Source organism: Streptomyces coelicoflavus, assembly GCF_045041415.1.
In the GTDB taxonomy this organism is placed as follows: Bacteria; Actinomycetota; Actinomycetes; order Streptomycetales; family Streptomycetaceae; genus Streptomyces; species Streptomyces coelicoflavus.
The window spans coordinates 2,107,687-2,124,512 of record NZ_CP108218.1; the positions used below are offsets into that span (position 1 = coordinate 2,107,687).

Below are 16,826 nucleotides of genomic sequence, written 5' to 3' on the forward strand. Positions count from 1 at the left end.
CGGGTACGCCCCCGGTGCCCCGCCCCGGCTCCGGTACGGCGCGCCGGATCAGGCGCCGGTCGGCTGCGGCTGGGCGCGGCTGACGTCGTACACGCCGGCCACCTCGCGCATGGCGCGCATCAGGGCGGGCAGCCGGGCCGCGTCCGGGAGCACGACGGTGTAGCTGTGCCGGACCCGCTGGTGGTCCGGGGGTTCGACGGTCGCGGAGACGATTTCGGCGCCCTCGACGGCCATGGCCTCGGTGAGGTCGGCCAGGAGGTGGGGACGGCCGAACGATTCGGCGAGCAGGGTCACCCGGCAGCCGGTGCTTTCCCCCCAGCGCACCCCGACCTCCGCGCGGCCGGCGCTCTTCATGCGCGCCACCACGGCGCACTCCGCGCGGTGCACGGTCACCACTCCCCCGCGCACGGCGAAGCCGGTGATCTCGTCCGGGGGTACGGGGGTGCAGCAGCCCGCCAGCCGCACGGTGGCGCCCGGCGGGTCGACGAGGACGTCGGCGGCGGTGCGGGCGGGCGGTGCGTCCGTGGCCGGGCGCGGGGCGGGGTGGGCGCCGGGCGCGGTGGGGCCGCGGGTCGGCTCGTCCGCCTCCGGCGCGGGCTCGGGGTGGGCGGCGAGCCGGCGCTGGATGGCGATCCGCGCGACCGGCGTGCGAGCGTGCTCGAGCCACTCCCTGGAGGGCTCGGAGGCGGGGTCCTGGCCCATCAGGAGCTGCACGGTGTCGCCGTCCCGCAGCACTGTGCTCATGGTCGCCAGGCGGCCGTTGACCCGGGCGCCGATGGTCGCGTGGGCGTCCTCGCCGTACTGGGCGTAGGCGGCGTCGACGCAGGTCGCGCCGTCGGGGAGGCCGAGGGTGCCGCCGTCGGGCCGGAAGACGGTGATCTCGCGGTCCTGGGCGAGGTCCTCGCGGAGGGTGGACCAGAAGGTGTCGGCGTCCGGGGCGCCGCGCTGCCAGTCGAGCAGCCGGGAGAGCCAGCCGGGGCGGGTGGGGTCGGCGCGCTCGCCGTCGCCCGCGCTCTGGTCGTCGGACGGCTGGGCGTACGGGTTGCCGAGCGCGACCACACCCGCCTCGGCGACCTTGTGCATCTGGTGGGTGCGGATGAGGACCTCGACGACCTGGCCGTCCTGCGCGCGGGCCACCGCCGTGTGCAGCGACTGGTAGAGGTTGAACTTGGGGACGGCGATGAAGTCCTTGAACTCCGAGACGACGGGCGTCATACAGGTGTGGAGCTCGCCGAGGACGGCGTAGCAGTCGGCGTCCTCCTGGACGAGCACCAGGAGGCGGCCGAAGTCCGCGCCGCGGAGCGTGCCGCGCTTGCGGGAGACGCGGTGCACGGAGACGTAGTGGCGCGGGCGGATGAGGATCTCGGCCTGGATGTCGGCCTCGCGCAGCACCCCCCGCACCTCGTCGGCGACGGCGGCCAGCGGGTCGTCCGCGCGGGCGGCGTTCTCCTGGACCAGCTCCCGCGTGTGCGCGTACTCCTCGGGGTGCATGACCGCGAAGACGAGGTCCTCCAGCTCGGACTTGAGCGCCTGGACGCCGAGCCGTTCGGCGAGCGGGATGAGGACGTCGCGGGTGACCTTGGCGATGCGTTCCTGCTTCTCGCGGCGCATGACGCCGAGGGTGCGCATGTTGTGCAGCCGGTCGGCGAGTTTGATCGACATCACGCGGACGTCGTTGCCGGTGGCGAGGAGCATCTTGCGGAAGGTCTCGGGTTCGGCGGCGGCGCCGTAGTCGACCTTCTCCAGCTTGGTGACGCCGTCGACGAGGTAGCGGACCTCGGCGCCGAACTGCTCGCCGACCTGGTCGAGCGTCACCTCGGTGTCCTCGACGGTGTCGTGCAGGAGGGAGGCGGTCAGGGTGGTGGTCTCGGCGCCGAGTTCGGCGAGGATCAGGGTGACGGCGAGGGGGTGGGTGATGTAGGGCTCGCCGCTCTTGCGCATCTGTCCGCGGTGCGAGGACTCGGCGAGGACGTAGGCGCGGCGCAGCGGGTCGAGGTCGGCGTCGGGGTGGTGGGCGCGGTGGGCCTCGACGACGTGGCCGATGGCGTCGGGCAGGCCCCGGCTGCGGGTGGTGGAGCCGAGCAGGGCGGCGCGGCCGAGGCGGCGCAGGTCGATCCGAGGGCGGGCCTTCCTGCGGGGCGACGGCGCGACGGCACCGGTGGCCGCGGGCGGCACAGGGCCCTGGCTCGTTGGATTCACGGCCTCCGCGTTCATGGGCACCTCCGGCTGCACGGACCGGCGGACGGGGAATCCCAGGGCGGACACGGCTCAGGGGATGGTGTCGGTCCCCCGTCCGGGCCGGTGCTTGATGCTATCGAGCCCATCACGTGCGGCCGACCGCCTCTCGCCGAGCGTGAAACGGATCACCCATTCGAGCGATGGTCCGAGGGTTTACGTTTTCGCACTGAGTGTCATGGACCGGGCTGTGGTTCACCTCGGCCGTGGTCACCGGGTCGTGGTTCAGGCGAGTACCCCTTCCAGCCAGGCGGAGTCGAACTCGCCCTCCGCGACGATCACCGCGGGTCCGGTCATCTCGATCTCGCCGTCCGGGCGCTCGGTGATCACCAGGGTGCCGCCGGGCACGTCGACGGTGTAGGTGGCCGGGGTGCCGGTGACCGCCGGGTCGGCGCCGTCCCGGCGGGCGGTGGCGACGGCGACGGCACAGGCGCCGGTGCCGCAGGAGCGGGTCTCCCCGGAACCGCGCTCGTGCACGCGCATCGCGACGTGGCCGGGGCCCCGGTCGACCACGAACTCGACGTTGACCCCGTCCGGATAGGCACCGGCCGGGGCGTGGGAGGGCGCGGCGTACAGGTCGCCGGCGTGGGCAAGGTCGGCGACGAAGGCGACGGCGTGCGGGTTGCCCATGTTGACGTTCCGCGCGGGCCAGCTGCGCCCGCCGACGCTCACCTCGACGTCGCCCTCGGGGAGCCGCGCGCGACCCATGCCGACGGTGACGTCGCCCTCGGCGGAGCCGCTGCCGGACCCGGCCTTGGCGATGTGCACGCGCTTGACGCCCCCGCGGGTCGCGATGGCGAGGTCGCCCTCGGCGGCGTGCCCGGCGCGCTGGAGGTAGCGCGCGAAGACCCGCACGCCGTTGCCGCACATCTCCGCGACGGAGCCGTCGCCGTTGCGGTAGTCCATGAACCACTCGGCCTCGGCGGCCATGCCCTTGGCCTCGGGGTGCGCCGCGGACCGCACCACGTGCAGCAGTCCGTCCCCGCCGAGTCCCGCGCGGCGGTCGCACAGGGCGGCGACGGCGGCGGCGGGCAGGTCGAGGGCGTTCTCCGGGTCGGGAACGATCACGAAGTCGTTCTCGGTGCCGTGTCCCTTGAGGAAGGCGATCCGCGTGCTCATTCCTCGATCGTACGGGGTGGGCACGCCACGGCGGCGAGGGGCGGCCGGGCCCGGGGCGGGGCGCTCCGTCAGCTCCGCAGGCGGGCGACCCGCCACACGGCCAGGACGACGACCGCGGCGACCGCCAGGGCGTAGACGAGGATCGTGCGCCAGTCGGCACGGCGCTCCGAGCCCCGCTGAGGGAGGCCCGGCCATGTGTAACCGACCCGGCGGGCGGCCATCATGCCCCAGCCGGCCGCGCAGGAGCAGATCAGCAGCCCCAGCATCGCGATCACGGCGCCGCTGTCGCCGAAGTCGAAGGCGAGGGGGAAGGCGAACATCAGGGAGCCGAGCGCGGCCAGGCAGACGATGGGCGCGAGCTGCCAGATCCGCAGCCGGCGCTGGGGACGCAGCTCGACCTCGACCTCGTCCCCGTACATCTCGTCGGGCTCGGGACCGTCCGCCGCGACGCCCTCGGGCGTCTCGTCGGGTCCGTCGGGACTCAGGGCGCCGCCGTCCGGCCCGGGTCCACCGTGGTCGGCGGTGCCGTGGTCGGTGCTCTGTGCGGTGTCGCGAGGGCCGGCCTCCATCGCCACGCGCCCTCCCAACTAGGACTCACTCGGTCGATCGAAGCTCGATGATGGCACGCCGCCGAAGGCCCGGATGACGGCCCGAGCGTCCCGATGCCATCACGTGATCAGGCTGTAACCGGTCGTTCGACCAACGACAGGGCGAGCCGCGGAAGTTCCGTGCGATCCGCCACACCGCCACTCAGCCAATGCACCCGCGGGTCGCGCCTGAACCACGTGTCCTGACGGCGCGCGAAGCGCTTGGTGGCACGGACGGTCTCGGCACGCGCCTCGTCCAGCGTGCACTCGCCGGCGAGCGCCGCGAGGACCTGCTGGTAGCCGAGCGCGCGCGACGCCGTACGCCCCTCGCGCAACCCCTGCGCCTCCAGCGCCCGCACCTCGTCGACCAGACCGGCCTCCCACATCCGGTCGACGCGCACGGCGATGCGCTCGCCCAGTTCCGGGCGGGCCACGTCGACGCCGATCTGCACGGTGTCGTAGACGGAGTCGTGGCCGGGGAGGTTGGCGGTGAAGGGGCGGCCGGTGATCTCGATCACCTCGAGGGCGCGCACGATCCGGCGCCCGTTGCTGGGCAGGATGGCCCGTGCCGCCTCGGGATCGGCGGCGGCCAGGCGGGCGTGCAGCGCACCCGGCCCGTGCCGCTCGAGTTCCTCCTCGAGGCGGGCCCTGACGTCGGGGTCGGTGCCGGGGAACTCCAGGTTGTCGACGGCCCCCCGGACGTAGAGGCCGGAACCGCCGACGAGGACCGGCCAGCGCCCTTCGGCGAGCAGCGCGTCGATCCGCTGCCGCGCGAGGCGCTGGTACTCGGCGACGGACGCCGTGACCGTCACGTCCCAGATGTCCATCAGGTGGTGCGGGACGCCACCGCGCTCCTCGGGCGTCAGCTTGGCGGTGCCGATGTCCATCCCACGGTAGAGCTGCATGGAGTCGGCGTTGACGACCTCGCCGCCGAGCCGGTCGGCCAGGAAGACGCCCAGATCGGACTTTCCGGCCGCGGTGGGTCCGACTACGGCGATGACTCGGGGGGCGGGGGGTGCGCTGCTCACCGCACCAGTCTCGCAAACCTCCCGGCCGGCCCTCGAACGAGTTACGTGACGGTGCGCGACCGGGGTCGTTGCCCGTTGCGAGGTTCCCGCTCCCCGGACCACCGGGTCATGGCCCCGGCCACGCAAACGGACGCACCGGATGCCGCGGGATTTCGCCCGCACGAGTAACGTATGGAGTTGATATGGGCGTTTTTGCACGGCTTTTTCGGAGGTCGAAGGGCACCGAGGAGACGTCGGCCGCCGAGACGCGGACCGACACCCCGGACACCGGGAGCACCGCGGACGTGAGCACGGCCGAGGCCGCGGAGACGGCCGACGCCGGTCCCCGGAACACGGCGGAGGCCGACGAAGCCGCCGGGGCCACCGCCGAGGGCGATCCGGAGAGCGTCGGCATCCCCAAGCAGCAGTCGGCCGGGGAGGCCGTCGACAACGAGGCCGACAAGGGCGCCCGCACCTGACTGCCCCGTGAGGGAAGGCGAACCATGGGTCTCCTGGACAACTTGAAGGCCAGACTCGAACCGGCGAAGGGCAAGGTCTCCGACCTCGCCCAGCAGCACGGCGACAAGATCGACCGCGGTCTGGACAAGATGGCGCGGACCGTCGACGAACGGACGAAGGGCAAGTACAGCGACCGCATCCAGACGGGGACGGGCAAGGCCAAGGGCGCCATGGACCGCCTCGCCCACAAGGAGGACGGCGGGGGCGGGGACACAGGCGGCACAACGCCCGGCGGAACGCCTCCGGCCGGACCGCCGCCGGCCTCCTGATTCCCCCGCGTCCTCGGACGGCCGCGGAGCCGAATACCCGGCTCCGGGCCGTCCGCGGGTGCTCCGCGGGGCGCTTCGCGGGCGCCTGAGCCACGGGGTGGTTCACACGCACGTACGCCCGCCGGGCCCGCACGTACGCCCGCCGGGCCCGCACGGACGACCCCCGGCCGCCACGGCTCGCTCAGCCGCTACGACCAGGTGGCCGCGACATGGCTCCGCGGGTGCTCCGCGGGCGCCTGAGCCACGGGGTGGTTCACAGGCACGTGCGCCCGCCGGGCCCGCACGGACGACCCCTGGCCGCCACGGCTCGCTCAGCCGCTACGACCAGGTGGCCGCGACATACCCCACCCCGTACGGCGCGTCCTCGTACAGCAGCGTGCCGGCGAGATCCGTGCCCTCGGCCGCACCCGCGAGGACCTGCCAGGGTGCCCGGCCGGACGCCTTGAGTTCGCGGGCCAGTGCGACGTCCAGGGCCGCGAGGGCGGCCAGGTCGGCCGTGCCCAGGGCGCGCCCCACCTCCGCGTCGAAGGGCGCCGCCCGCTCGTCGAGGTAGCCGGGCGCCTTGAGCGTGCGGCAGGCGCTGGCGTCGCCCAGCACCAGCAGCGCGGTCCGCCCGGACGCGGCGGCGATGTCCCGGCCCACGGCGGCGCAACGCCCGGCCGGCAGTTCCTCCCCTGCTCCGACGGCTTCGACCGGGGCGTCGGTCCAGCCGGCCCGCCCGAGCAGCCAGGCGCCCACGGCCAGACCGTGGGGCAGGTCGGTGCCGCCCGCGTCGCCGCTGTCGGCGCCCAGGTACACGTCCACGTCCACGCCGAAGCCGCGGAACGAGCCCCGGGCGCCCTGCGGGTACACCACGGGGCCTGCCGAGTCCGCGGGCCCGACGACCACGAGCCGGTCGGGCCGGGACGCGGCGAGCACGCCCAGCGCGTCCGCGCACGCGGCGCGCGCGGCGTCCAGCTCGGGTGCGGCACCCGAGGCGACCTCCGGTACGAGGAGCGGTGGGCAGGGGCAGACGGCGGCGGCGACAAGCATGATCGGCAGCGTATCCCCGTACCGCCGCCCCCGGCGGCACCCCCTGCGGTCAGTCGCAGCCGCAGCCGCTCGCCACGGCCGGCAGAGGCTCGGGGACGCCGATCTTCGGCAGGCCGAGGAGCACACCGGCCGGCTTGGCCGGCTCGGCCGTGTTGCGCTTCTCCCAGGCGTCGCCCGCGCGCGTGCGGCGCACGTCGAGGACCGCGCCCTCGGCGAGGAGGTGGTGCGGGGCGGCGTAGGTGATCTCGACGGTCACCACGTCACCGGGGCGGACCTCCTGCTCCGGCTTGGTGAAGTGCACCAGGCGGTTGTCGGGGGCCCGGCCGGAGAGGCGGTGGGTGGCGCCGTCCTTGCGACCCTCGCCCTCGGCGACCATCAGCTCCAGGGTGCGGCCGACCTGCTTCTTGTTCTCGTCCCAGGAGATCTCCTCCTGGAGGGCGACCAGGCGCTCGTAGCGCTCCTGGACGACCGCCTTGGGGATCTGGTCCGCCATCTCGGCGGCCGGGGTGCCGGGGCGCTTGGAGTACTGGAAGGTGAAGGCCTGGGCGAAGCGGGCCTCGCGGACCACGTGCAGGGTCTGCTCGAAGTCCTCCTCGGTCTCGCCGGGGAAGCCCACGATGATGTCGGTGGTGATCGCGGCGTGCGGGATGGCGGCGCGCACCTTCTCGATGATCCCCAGGTAGCGCTCCTGGCGGTAGGAGCGGCGCATCGCCTTGAGCACCGGGTCGGAGCCGGACTGGAGCGGCATGTGCAGCTGCGGCATCGCGTTCGGCGTCTCGGCCATGGCGGTGATGACGTCGTCGGTGAAGTCGCGCGGGTGCGGGGAGGTGAAGCGGACACGCTCCAGGCCCTCGATGTTCCCGCAGGCGCGCAGCAGCTTGCTGAACGCCTCGCGGTCGCCGATGTCGGAGCCGTAGGCGTTGACGTTCTGCCCGAGGAGGGTGATCTCGCTGACGCCCTCGGCGACCAGGGCCTCGACCTCGGCGAGGATGTCGCCGGGCCGGCGGTCCTTCTCCTTGCCGCGCAGCGCGGGGACGATGCAGAAGGTGCAGGTGTTGTTGCAGCCGACGGAGATGGAGACCCAGGCCGCGTACGCGCTCTCGCGCCGGGTGGGCAGCGTGGACGGGAACGCCTCCAGGGACTCGGCGATCTCGACCTGCGCCTCCTCCTGCACGCGGGCGCGCTCGAGCAGCACCGGGAGCTTGCCGATGTTGTGGGTGCCGAAGACGACGTCCACCCAGGGGGCCCGCTTCACGATGGTGTCGCGGTCCTTCTGCGCCAGGCAGCCCCCGACGGCGATCTGCATGCCGGGGCGGCTCGCCTTCCTGGGGGCGAGGTGGCCGAGGTTGCCGTACAGCTTGTTGTCGGCGTTCTCCCGTACGGCGCAGGTGTTGAAGACGACGACGTCGGCGTCGCCGTCGGCGCTTTCCGGCGCGCGGACGTAGCCCGCGTCCTCCAGCAGACCGGACAATCGCTCGGAGTCGTGGACGTTCATCTGGCACCCGTAGGTGCGTACTTCGTAGGTGCGCGTGCCGCCCGCTGACTGGCTCCGGTCGATGCTGCTCATGGCCACAAGGGTAGGCGGTCGCGACGGCAGTGAAGGCCGTCGCACGTCTTGACAGTACACCGTCATGCTCGGTGTGATGCGTACGGCGCGCATATGGGAGCGCTCCCATGCACACCTCGCGCTGTCATGCATCCCTTCTCCCGCTGGAGGCACTCTGTGCTCACCCGAGTTCTGCGATTGACGCGCCGGCCCTGGACCGCGGTCCTGGCCGCCGTCGCGCTGGTGGTGCCGGTCCTGATGGCGATGCCCGCGAGCGGTGCGGCGGCGGCCGCGTGCCGCGTCGACTACACCGTCGACGCGTGGGCGGGCGGCTACACCGCCCAGGTCAAGATCACCAACCTCGGTCCCGCCGTGACCGACTGGCGTCTGACCTGGACCTACACCGGCGATCAGCAGGTGACGTCGGCGTGGAACGCGACCGTCGCCCAGACCGGCGCGTCGGTCGTCGCCGTCGACGCCGGCTGGAACGGCGCGCTGTCCACGGGCGGCACCGCCGAGTTCGGGCTCCAGGGCACCTGGCGGTCCGCGGACCCCGCGCCGGAGGACTTCGCGCTCAACGGTCTCTCCTGCGGCGAGGACGGCGGCACACCGCCCACCACGCCGCCGCCCACCACGCCTCCGCCGACGACCGAGCCGCCGGCCGCGGAGTGCGGTGACGCCGTGATCTGCTCCGGCTTCGAGGACCAGACCGGTTCCGAGCCGTCCGGCGACTGGCGGTTCACCGCGCCCGACTGCCGGGGCACGGGCACGGCCGCCGTCGACTCCGCGGTGGCGCACGAGGGCGGCACATCGCTCCGGGTGGACGGCCGGGCCGGCTACTGCAACCACGCCTTCGTCACCCATACCGCGGACCTGTCGGCGGTCGGCCCGGTGCTGTACGTACGCATGTGGGTACGGCACACCACCGCGCTGCCCGTCTCGCACGTCACCTTCGTGTCGATGCCGGACTCGGCCCAGGGCGGCCGGGCGCTGCGCGTGGGCGGCCAGAACGGCGCGCTGCAGTGGAACCGGGAGAGCGACGACGCCACCCTGCCCGCGCAGAGCCCGGCCGGGGTCGCGCTGAGCAGCCCGCTGCCGACGGGCGGCTGGCAGTGCCTGCGGTTCGCGGTCGACACCTCGGCCGGCCACCTGGACACCTGGCTCGGCGACGAGCGGATTCCGGGGCTGCACGCCGACGGGGTGCCGACGCAGGACGTCGACCAGCAGTGGCTCACCCGCGGCACCGCGCCCCGGCCGACCGCGCTGCGCCTGGGCTGGGAGAGCTACGCGACGGGCGACGACACGGTCTGGTTCGACGACGTGGCCGTGGGCTCCGAGCCGATCGGCTGCTGACCGCCCCGTACCGGCGCCGGTGCGCGGCTCAGGGCTCGATGAGTCCCGCGCGGATCGCGTACCGGGTGAGTTCCAGACGGTCGCGCACGCCCAGTTTCTGCAGGAGGTTCGCGCGGTGGCGTTCGACGGTCTTGGCGCTGATGAACAGCAGCTCGCCGATCTCCTTGGAGGTGTGCCCCTCGGCGACGAGCTTGAGGATCTCCTCCTCGCGTTCCGTGATCGGCCGCTCGGGGAGGCCGCCACCGCCCTGCACGCGCTCCAGGTAGGAACGGACGAGGGCCCGTTCCGCCCCGGGATAGATGAACGGCTCGTCGCGCACCGCGGCCCGGCACGCCTCCACCAGGTCGCGGTCGGCGACGGACTTGAGGACGTATCCGCAGGCGCCCGCCTTGAGGGCCTCGAAGAAGTACTGCTCGTTGTCGTACATGGTCAGGATCAGGATGCGCAGCTCGGGCAGGCGCCGGGAGAGTTCGCGGGCCGCCTGGAGGCCGGTCATGCGGGGCATCGCGACGTCCAGTACGGCCAGGTCGACCTCGGTGGCGCGCGCGGCCGCGACCGCCTCGGCACCGTCACCGGCCTCCGCGACCACCGTCAGATCGGGTTCGCCGTCCAGGATGAGGCGGACCCCGCGGCGTACGAGGGTGTGGTCGTCGGCGAGCAGGACGCGGATCGGGGGCCGTGCTGGCATCAGGGGCTGTCTCCGGTTCGGTCTGCGGAACGGTCCCCCGGCGGCGCGGGGACGCGCAGGCGTACGTCGGTGCCCCCTCCGGGGGCGGGTTCGAAGTGGATCTCGGCTCCTATCAGCAGGGCCCGCTCCCGCATCCCGCGGATGCCGGCGCCCTCGGTGGCCGCGCCGAGGCCGGTGCCGTTGTCGCGGACGAGCAGTTCCACGCCCCCGCCCTCGGGCGGCGGCAGCGGGCGCAGGGTGAGGCGGGCGCGGTCGGCGCCGGCGTGGCGGGCGGTGTTGGTCAGGCCCTCCTGGGCGACCCGGTAGAGCACGAGTTCGGCCTCCGGGGCGAGCGGGTGCAGGTCACCGGGGATGTGGTGCTGGACGGTGAGCCCGTGGTGCGTGAACTCGGCGGCGAGCGAGCGCAGGGCGCTGGCCAGGCCGAGTTCCTCCAGGACGCCGGGGCGCAGCCGGCGGGCGATGCGGCGGATCTCGTCGAGGCCGGCCCGGGTGGCCTCCTGCGCCAGGGTCACCTCCTCGCGCAGCTCCCCGGGGACCCGGTCGGCGACGCGCTTGAGCTGGAGGAGGACGGCGGTCAGGGTCTGGCCCACCTCGTCGTGGAGCTCGCGGGCGATGCGGTGGCGTTCGCGCTCCTGGGCCTGCAACGCGCGGCCGGCGCCGGCGGCGCGTTCGGCCTGGAGCCGGTCCAGCATCGTGTTGTAGGTCTCGATCAGCTGCGCCGCCTCGGCCGGTCCGGAGACCTCGGGACGGGTCCCGGGCACCAGCAGGTCGGCGGTCGACATGGCCCGGCCCAGCCGGTGCAGCGGGGTGAGTCCGATGCGCAGGACGACCGCGTTGCCGGCCAGCATGGCCGCGAGGCCGGCCAGCAGGACCAGGGCCTCTCCGGCCAGCACGGGCGTCGACACGGTGACCGGTCCCAGCAGCAGGGCGGTGGCGACGACCAGACCGGCGGCGTTGAGCGAGAAGATCCGCCAGAACAGCGACACGTTCCTCTTCCCGCTCCTCCCGGCCTGCTCGCACGACACCCCCGCAGCCAGCTTCGCCGACCGCGACCGGCTGCGTATATCCGTCACGACACCCATATCGCCACCGTACGTGCGGATGGCAGCATGGCGAGGTCGCGGGCACGGCACCCACGTGCGGAAAGCGCAGCTGAGACGCGGCAGGCAACGCAGGACGACTGAGGGGAAAGCACGTGTCAGCTCCACGCCTGAGGGCGACGCCGCTCCCGGGTATCGGGGTCCAGTACGACCTGGTGACCCGCGAGCACCGCCACCTGTCGGTGGTGGCCCACCGCGACGGCGCCCGCACGGTGAACGTGTACCGGACCGACGACCCCGACTCCTGCGCCCACTCGCTGCGGCTGACGGGGCCCGAGGCGGGCGCGCTGATCGACGCGCTGAAGCCCTCCCACCACAGCGCGAGCCTGCTCTACACCACCGATCTGGGCCTGGTCGCCGAACGGATCGAGGTGGCCGCCGCCTCCCGGTGGAACGGACGGCTGCTGGGCGACACCCGGATGCGGACCGACACGGGAGCCTCGATCGTGGCGGTGCTGCGGCGGGCCGAGGCGATTCCCTCGCCGGCGCCGGACTTCCGGCTCGTGGGTGGTGACACCTTGATCGTCATCGGCACCCGTGAGGGCGTCGACGCCGCCGCGGCGATACTCGGGCAGGAGTGAGCCGGTGCACTCCGCGGTACTGCTGATCGAGTTCGGTTCCATCATCCTGGGGCTCGGGCTCCTCGGCCGGTTCGCCGGCCGTTACCGCCTCTCCCCCATCCCGCTGTACCTCCTCGCCGGTCTGGCCTTCGGCGAGGGCGGCCTGCTTCCGCTCGGCGCGAGCGAGGAGTTCGTCGCGACCGGCGCCGAGATCGGTGTCATCCTCCTGCTGCTGATGCTGGGCCTGGAGTACTCGGCCAGCGACCTGGTCACCAACCTCAAGTCCCACTATCCGGCCGGTCTCGTCGACTGCGCGCTCAACGCCGTGCCGGGCGCGGTGGCCGCGCTGCTGATGGGCTGGGGCCCGGTGGCCGCCGTGGTCCTGGCCGGCGTGACGTGGATCTCGTCGTCCGGTGTGATCGCGAAGGTCCTCGGCGACCTGGGCCGGGTCGGCAACCGCGAGACGCCGGTGATCCTGAGCGTGCTGGTCCTGGAGGACCTGGCGATGGCGGTGTACCTGCCGATCGTCACCGCCCTGGTCGCCGGCGCCGGTCTGATGACCGGGAGCATCACGCTGGCGATCGCGCTGGCCGCGGCGGGCCTCGTGCTCTTCGTCGCGCTGCGCTACGGGCGCCTCATCTCCCGCTTCGTCTCCAGCGACGACCCCGAGAAGCTGCTCCTGGTGGTGCTGGGCCTGACGATCCTCGTCGCCGGTGTCGCGCAGCAGCTCCAGGTGTCGGCGGCGGTGGGCGCCTTCCTGGTGGGCATCGCGTTGTCCGGGGAGGTCGCGGAGGGTGCTCACACGCTGCTGAGTCCGCTGCGGGACCTGTTCGCGGCGGTGTTCTTCGTCTTCTTCGGGCTGCACACGGACCCGGCCAGCATTCCGCCGGTCCTGCTGCCCGCCCTGGCGCTGGCGCTGCTGACCGCCGTGACGAAGATCGCCACCGGGTACATCGCCGCACGGCGGGCCGGGATCTCCGTCAAGGGCCGCTGGCGGGCCGGCGGCGCGCTGGTGGCACGCGGCGAGTTCTCCATCGTCATCGCGGGCCTCGCGGTCTCGGCCGGCATCGAGCCGTCGCTCGGCCCGTTGGCCACGGCGTACGTCCTGATCCTGGTCGTCCTCGGCCCCCTCACCGCGCGCTTCACCGAGCCGCTGGCGATGCGCCTGTTCCGGCGCCGACACGACCCCGACCGCCCGGCCGGCCCCGTGGAGGGGGCGCCCCGGGCGACGGGGGCGGAGACGGGGGCGGAGGCCTCGGTGGGCGACTGACGTCGAGGCGTCCCGGGCCCCGCCCGGCCCACTCACGAGGGCCCCGGCACCTGTGTGCCGGGGTCCTCGCGCACGGGCCCGGGGCAGGGACCGGCCAGCGGGAAGGGTGCGGCCGTGTGAGCCCGGCCCTGGTCAGTGCGGGTGCGGGCTGGCAGGATCGCCCCCATGTCCACGCTGCGCTCCCGTATCGGCAGGCGCCGGGCCGTGCAGGGCACGGTCGCCGGTGCCGTCGCCCTCGGGCTGCTGCTGTGGTGGCTGCTGCCGCTGGGCGAGGAGCCGCCGAGCGGGACGGTCACGTTCAGCACCGGCACCCGCGCGGGCGTCTACCAGAAGTACGGCGAGCTGCTGCGCACCGAGCTGCGCAAGGACATGCCGGACCTGGACGTGCGGCTGATGACCAGCGCGGGCTCGCAGGAGAACGTCGAGCGGGTGGCGACCGGCGAGGCCGACTTCACGATCGCGGCGGCCGACGCGGTCGAGACGTACAAGCTGGCCGGGGACCCGGGCGCCGAGAAGCTGCGCGGCGTCACCCGGCTCTACGACGACTACGTACAGCTGGTCGTGCCGAACGACTCGGACATCCGGTCGGTGGCCGACCTGCGCGGCAAGCGGGTGGCCATCGGCCCGCCCAACTCGGGGGTCCGGCTGATCGCCACCCGGCTGCTGAGGGCCGTGGGCATCGACCCGGAGACGGGCATCACACCGCGGGCGGACGGGATCGACACCGGCCCCGGGCGCCTCGGCGACGAGCTCGACGCGTTCTTCTGGTCCGGCGGGGTGCCCACGGACGGCCTCAAGGAGATTGCGGAGAACTCCGCGTTCCGGTTCGTGCCGATCGACGACGACCTGGTCACCAAGCTGCACGAGTCGGGCGGCGCGACCCGCTACTACCGCACCACCAACATGCCGGAGTCGGCCTACCCCACCGTGCAGAACGGCGCCGTGGTGCCCACCATGGCGGTGTCCAACCTGCTGGTGACCCGCGCGGACGTCGATCCGCGCCTCACCGAGTGGCTGACCCGGACCGTGCTCGACAGCCGCGACGGCATCGGCGCGCACGTGCACTCCGCGCAGCTGGTGGACCTGCGCACCGCGATATACACCGACCCGCTGGAGCTGCACGAGGGCGCCCGGCGCTACTACCGGTCGGTCAAGCCCTAGGGTCGCGCCTGCTGCGCCTCCGTGGGCGCCGTACCCGTCCTGGGCACCCTGACCGTGACCGCCAGGCCGTGCGGGTCGTGGTGGCCGAAGGAGATCGAGCCCTCGCCCGCCTCGAGCAGTGCCCGGCAGATGGACAGGCCCAGACCGGAGCCGTTGATGTTCTGGTGCCGCCCGCTGCGCCAGAAACGGTCCCCCACGCGCGCGAGCTCCTCGTCGGTCAGCCCGGGGCCGTTGTCGGTGACGACGACGGTGGCGGCGTCACCGGCGGGGGTGACCTCGACCCGCACGGTCTCGCCGGGGGGCGTGAACTTCACCGCGTTGTCGATGACCGCGTCCAGGGCACTGGACAGGGTCACCGGATCGGCCCAGCCCGTGGTCGGCGGGCAGTCGCCGACCAGCCGTACGCCCTTGACGTCGGCCGTCGGCGACCAGGCGGCCACCCGCTCGGCGGTCAGCGCGCCGACGTCGGTGACCTTGAGGTCGGCCTGGCTGTGTTCGGCCAGCGCCAGGTCGAGCAGGTCGTCCAGGACCCGGGCCAGACGCTTGCCCTCGGTCTGGACGGAGGCGATCTCCTCGTTCCCCTCGGGCAGTTCGAGGGCGAGCAGCTCGATGCGGAGCAGCAGCGCGGCGAGCGGGTTGCGCAGCTGGTGCGAGGCGTCGGCGACGAAGGCGCGCTGCTGCTCCAGCACGTCCTCCACGTGGTCCGCCATCTCGTTGAAGGACCCGGCCAGGCGCCGCAGCTCCGGCGGTCCCCCGGCGGGCGCGACCCGGGACTTGAGCCGTCCGGTGGCGATGTCGTGGGTGGTGGCGTCGAGCACCCGCACCGGCCTGAGCACCCAGCCGGTCAGCCGCAGTGCGGCGCCGACGGCGAGGAGCATCGCGGCGAACTCCCCGGCGCCGATGACCAGCCAGCCGCGCAGGGTGTTCGAGCGCATCGAGTCGGTCGGCGACTCGGTGACCACGACCGCGACCACGTCGCCGTCCCGGATGACCGGCGAGGCCACCACGAGCCGGCCGTCCTGCCAGGGCCACACCTGCTCGGGATCGTGGCTGCGGCGGCTGAGCAGCGCCTCGTCGAAGGAGTCGCGGACCTCGCCGGCCTGGGGCAGGAACCACGTCGTGGGCGCGTTGGCCATCGGGATGTGGTTGCGGTAGAAGACGCCCGCCTTGATGCCGTAGACCTCGTAGTAGCTGGTCAGCTCGGTCTGCAGGGTTTCCAGGCGCTCGTCCGTTCTGGTCGGGCGCGAGCCGCCGGGGACGTCCTCGGTGACGAACTGGGCGAGCGCGGCGAAGCGCGCCGTGTCGTCTATCCGGTCGATGACGACCTTCTGCTGCTCCGCGCGGGCGACGCTCACGCCGAGCGGCACACCGAGCGCGAGCAGGACGGCCGCCATCAGGACGATGAGCAGCGGGAGCAGGCGTGTGCTCACCCTGCCCCTTGGGCGGTGGGGGCGACGAGGCGGTAGCCGACGCCGCGGACGGTCTCGATCAGCGCGGGCATGTGGAGCTTGGAGCGCAGGGAGGCGACGTGCACCTCCAGGGTGCGCCCGGTCCCCTCCCAGCTGGTGCGCCAGACCTCGCTGATGATCTGCTCGCGGCGGAAGACCACACCGGGGCGCTGGGCGAGCAGGGCCAGCAGATCGAACTCCTTGCGGGTGAGCTGGACCACCGAACCGTTCACGCTCACCTGGCGGGTCGGCAGCTCGATGCGCACGGCTCCGAGGCGCACGACGGTCTCGGTGCTCCCGGTGGCGTCCTCGTGCGCGGTGCGCCGGCTGACGGCGTGGATCCGGGCGAGCAGCTCCCCGGTGTCGTACGGCTTGACCACGTAGTCGTCGGCGCCCAGGTTGAGGCCGTGGATGCGGGAGCGGACGTCGGAGCGGGCGGTGACCATGATGACCGGCGTCGCGGTGCGCTTGCGGATCTTGCCGCAGACCTCGTAGCCGTCCTGGTCGGGCAGGCCCAGGTCGAGCAGGACGACGCCGAAGCCGTCGACCTCGGGGACGAGCGCCTGGAGCGCCTCCTCGCCGCTGCGCGCGTGGGTGACGTCGAAGCCGTGCCGTGCCAGGATCGCGGACAGGGCGGCGGCCACGTGGTTGTCGTCCTCGACGAGCAGCAGTCTCATCCGGGCTCCCTTCGGTTCATCGGCCGTACGCTCGGCGCGGATAGTAATCGGGGTGGGCGGAGATCGGGCGGGCGGACATCGGCGCCGGGGCTCCGGCGGGCTGCTGGAACTGGGGGCACGCGCGCGTGCGTCCTGTGCAGTGACGCCGATATGAGGGGACGGCGTCAAGAGGCATCGGGTTGCGGCCGCTCGAAGTTATCCGGCCGATATGCGCCCAGCTCACAAGCGCTACGACTCGTGTCCGATCGCTACCGG

16 protein-coding genes are annotated in these 16,826 nt (G+C 73.4%); 6 read left to right on the forward strand and 10 right to left on the reverse strand.

Annotated features, from left to right (window positions below; genetic code table 11):
* Positions 1 to 48: 48 nt before the first annotated feature.
* The 4 genes from OHA99_RS09040 to miaA all read right to left on the reverse strand — a co-directional run bounded on the left by OHA99_RS09040 (position 49) and on the right by miaA (position 4,969).
* The gene (locus tag OHA99_RS09040; RefSeq protein ID WP_366473986.1) at positions 49 to 2,214 is read right to left on the reverse strand and encodes an HD domain-containing protein; all 2,166 of its coding nucleotides are present in this window, start codon (positions 2,212 to 2,214) and stop codon (positions 49 to 51) included.
* Positions 2,215 to 2,460: 246 nt separating this feature from the next.
* Entirely contained in the window at positions 2,461 to 3,354 is an 894-nt protein-coding gene (gene dapF / locus OHA99_RS09045) for a diaminopimelate epimerase (RefSeq protein ID WP_153177623.1), read from the reverse strand.
* 68 nt (positions 3,355 to 3,422) lie between these two features.
* On the reverse strand, positions 3,423 to 3,923 hold the full coding sequence (locus OHA99_RS09050) for a hypothetical protein (protein WP_164386295.1): 501 nt from the start codon (positions 3,921 to 3,923) through the stop codon (positions 3,423 to 3,425).
* 107 nt (positions 3,924 to 4,030) lie between these two features.
* Complete coding sequence (gene miaA / locus OHA99_RS09055; RefSeq protein ID WP_164382986.1) at positions 4,031 to 4,969, reverse strand: tRNA (adenosine(37)-N6)-dimethylallyltransferase MiaA; 939 nt, start codon at positions 4,967 to 4,969, stop codon at positions 4,031 to 4,033.
* Positions 4,970 to 5,151: 182 nt separating this feature from the next.
* On the opposite strand from miaA, the gene OHA99_RS09060 reads away from it, so the two are divergent.
* Positions 5,152 to 5,427 (forward strand): hypothetical protein, encoded by a 276-nt coding sequence (locus OHA99_RS09060; protein ID WP_153177626.1) that lies wholly within the window; start codon positions 5,152 to 5,154, stop codon positions 5,425 to 5,427.
* 24 nt (positions 5,428 to 5,451) lie between these two features.
* Positions 5,452 to 5,736, forward strand: coding sequence for an antitoxin (locus OHA99_RS09065; protein ID WP_405695160.1), 285 nt, complete (start codon positions 5,452 to 5,454; stop codon positions 5,734 to 5,736).
* A gap of 318 nt (positions 5,737 to 6,054) precedes the next feature.
* Here OHA99_RS09065 and OHA99_RS09070 read toward each other — a convergent pair whose 3' ends face one another.
* Together OHA99_RS09070 and miaB are read right to left on the reverse strand one after the other, a co-directional pair.
* Positions 6,055 to 6,768 carry a class III extradiol dioxygenase subunit B-like domain-containing protein gene (locus OHA99_RS09070; RefSeq protein ID WP_153177628.1) on the reverse strand — a complete coding sequence of 238 codons (714 nt, stop codon included), beginning with the start codon at positions 6,766 to 6,768 and terminating at the stop codon, positions 6,055 to 6,057.
* Positions 6,769 to 6,817: 49 nt separating this feature from the next.
* A complete protein-coding gene (gene miaB, locus OHA99_RS09075) occupies positions 6,818 to 8,335 on the reverse strand; it encodes a tRNA (N6-isopentenyl adenosine(37)-C2)-methylthiotransferase MiaB (RefSeq protein WP_405695163.1) in 1,518 nt (505 codons plus the stop codon).
* Between the two features lie 156 nt (positions 8,336 to 8,491).
* On the opposite strand from miaB, the gene OHA99_RS09080 reads away from it, so the two are divergent.
* Positions 8,492 to 9,667 carry a cellulose-binding domain-containing protein gene (locus OHA99_RS09080; protein WP_405695165.1) on the forward strand — a complete coding sequence of 392 codons (1,176 nt, stop codon included), beginning with the start codon at positions 8,492 to 8,494 and terminating at the stop codon, positions 9,665 to 9,667.
* 28 nt (positions 9,668 to 9,695) lie between these two features.
* Here OHA99_RS09080 and OHA99_RS09085 read toward each other — a convergent pair whose 3' ends face one another.
* Together OHA99_RS09085 and OHA99_RS09090 are read right to left on the reverse strand one after the other, a co-directional pair.
* On the reverse strand, positions 9,696 to 10,355 hold the full coding sequence (locus OHA99_RS09085; protein WP_007445024.1) for a response regulator transcription factor: 660 nt from the start codon (positions 10,353 to 10,355) through the stop codon (positions 9,696 to 9,698).
* Entirely contained in the window at positions 10,355 to 11,437 is a 1,083-nt protein-coding gene (locus OHA99_RS09090) for a HAMP domain-containing sensor histidine kinase (protein WP_153177631.1), read from the reverse strand. Before OHA99_RS09090 ends, OHA99_RS09085 begins: the two co-directional genes overlap by 1 nt.
* Positions 11,438 to 11,550: 113 nt before the next feature.
* Between OHA99_RS09090 and OHA99_RS09095 the strand changes: the two genes are divergently transcribed.
* From OHA99_RS09095 to OHA99_RS09105, 3 genes are all read left to right on the forward strand, one after another.
* A complete protein-coding gene (locus tag OHA99_RS09095; RefSeq protein ID WP_087789342.1) occupies positions 11,551 to 12,036 on the forward strand; it encodes a cation:proton antiporter regulatory subunit in 486 nt (161 codons plus the stop codon).
* Positions 12,037 to 12,040: 4 nt separating this feature from the next.
* Positions 12,041 to 13,285 carry a cation:proton antiporter gene (locus OHA99_RS09100; RefSeq protein ID WP_153177632.1) on the forward strand — a complete coding sequence of 415 codons (1,245 nt, stop codon included), beginning with the start codon at positions 12,041 to 12,043 and terminating at the stop codon, positions 13,283 to 13,285.
* A gap of 165 nt (positions 13,286 to 13,450) precedes the next feature.
* The gene (locus OHA99_RS09105; protein WP_164382990.1) at positions 13,451 to 14,446 is read left to right on the forward strand and encodes a TAXI family TRAP transporter solute-binding subunit; all 996 of its coding nucleotides are present in this window, start codon (positions 13,451 to 13,453) and stop codon (positions 14,444 to 14,446) included.
* On the opposite strand, the gene OHA99_RS09110 is transcribed toward OHA99_RS09105, so the two are convergent.
* Together OHA99_RS09110 and OHA99_RS09115 are read right to left on the reverse strand one after the other, a co-directional pair.
* Positions 14,443 to 15,876, reverse strand: a complete 1,434-nt coding sequence (locus tag OHA99_RS09110) for an ATP-binding protein (RefSeq protein WP_405695168.1) — start codon at positions 15,874 to 15,876, stop codon at positions 14,443 to 14,445. The genes OHA99_RS09105 and OHA99_RS09110 overlap by 4 nt on opposite strands.
* Positions 15,873 to 16,571 (reverse strand): response regulator transcription factor, encoded by a 699-nt coding sequence (locus tag OHA99_RS09115; protein ID WP_153177635.1) that lies wholly within the window; start codon positions 16,569 to 16,571, stop codon positions 15,873 to 15,875. The genes OHA99_RS09110 and OHA99_RS09115 overlap by 4 nt, the downstream gene beginning before the upstream one ends.
* Positions 16,572 to 16,826 lie beyond the last annotated feature (255 nt).

What these genes read in the sequence shown, in the direction of transcription:
- OHA99_RS09070 (WP_153177628.1), bottom strand. Translation starts at nt 6,768, where the DNA reads ATGCTTGTCGCCGCCGCCGTCTGCCCCTGCCCACCGCTCCTCGTACCG.
- OHA99_RS09115 (WP_153177635.1), bottom strand. Translation starts at nt 16,571, where the DNA reads ATGAGACTGCTGCTCGTCGAGGACGACAACCACGTGGCCGCCGCCCTG.
- OHA99_RS09050 (WP_164386295.1), bottom strand. Translation starts at nt 3,923, where the DNA reads ATGGAGGCCGGCCCTCGCGACACCGCACAGAGCACCGACCACGGCACC.
- OHA99_RS09040 (WP_366473986.1), bottom strand. Translation starts at nt 2,214, where the DNA reads ATGAACGCGGAGGCCGTGAATCCAACGAGCCAGGGCCCTGTGCCGCCC.
- OHA99_RS09065 (WP_405695160.1), top strand. Translation starts at nt 5,452, where the DNA reads ATGGGTCTCCTGGACAACTTGAAGGCCAGACTCGAACCGGCGAAGGGC.
- OHA99_RS09060 (WP_153177626.1), top strand. Translation starts at nt 5,152, where the DNA reads ATGGGCGTTTTTGCACGGCTTTTTCGGAGGTCGAAGGGCACCGAGGAG.
- OHA99_RS09105 (WP_164382990.1), top strand. Translation starts at nt 13,451, where the DNA reads ATGTCCACGCTGCGCTCCCGTATCGGCAGGCGCCGGGCCGTGCAGGGC.
- OHA99_RS09090 (WP_153177631.1), bottom strand. Translation starts at nt 11,437, where the DNA reads ATGGGTGTCGTGACGGATATACGCAGCCGGTCGCGGTCGGCGAAGCTG.
- OHA99_RS09085 (WP_007445024.1), bottom strand. Translation starts at nt 10,355, where the DNA reads ATGCCAGCACGGCCCCCGATCCGCGTCCTGCTCGCCGACGACCACACC.
- miaB (WP_405695163.1), bottom strand. Translation starts at nt 8,335, where the DNA reads ATGAGCAGCATCGACCGGAGCCAGTCAGCGGGCGGCACGCGCACCTAC.
- dapF (WP_153177623.1), bottom strand. Translation starts at nt 3,354, where the DNA reads ATGAGCACGCGGATCGCCTTCCTCAAGGGACACGGCACCGAGAACGAC.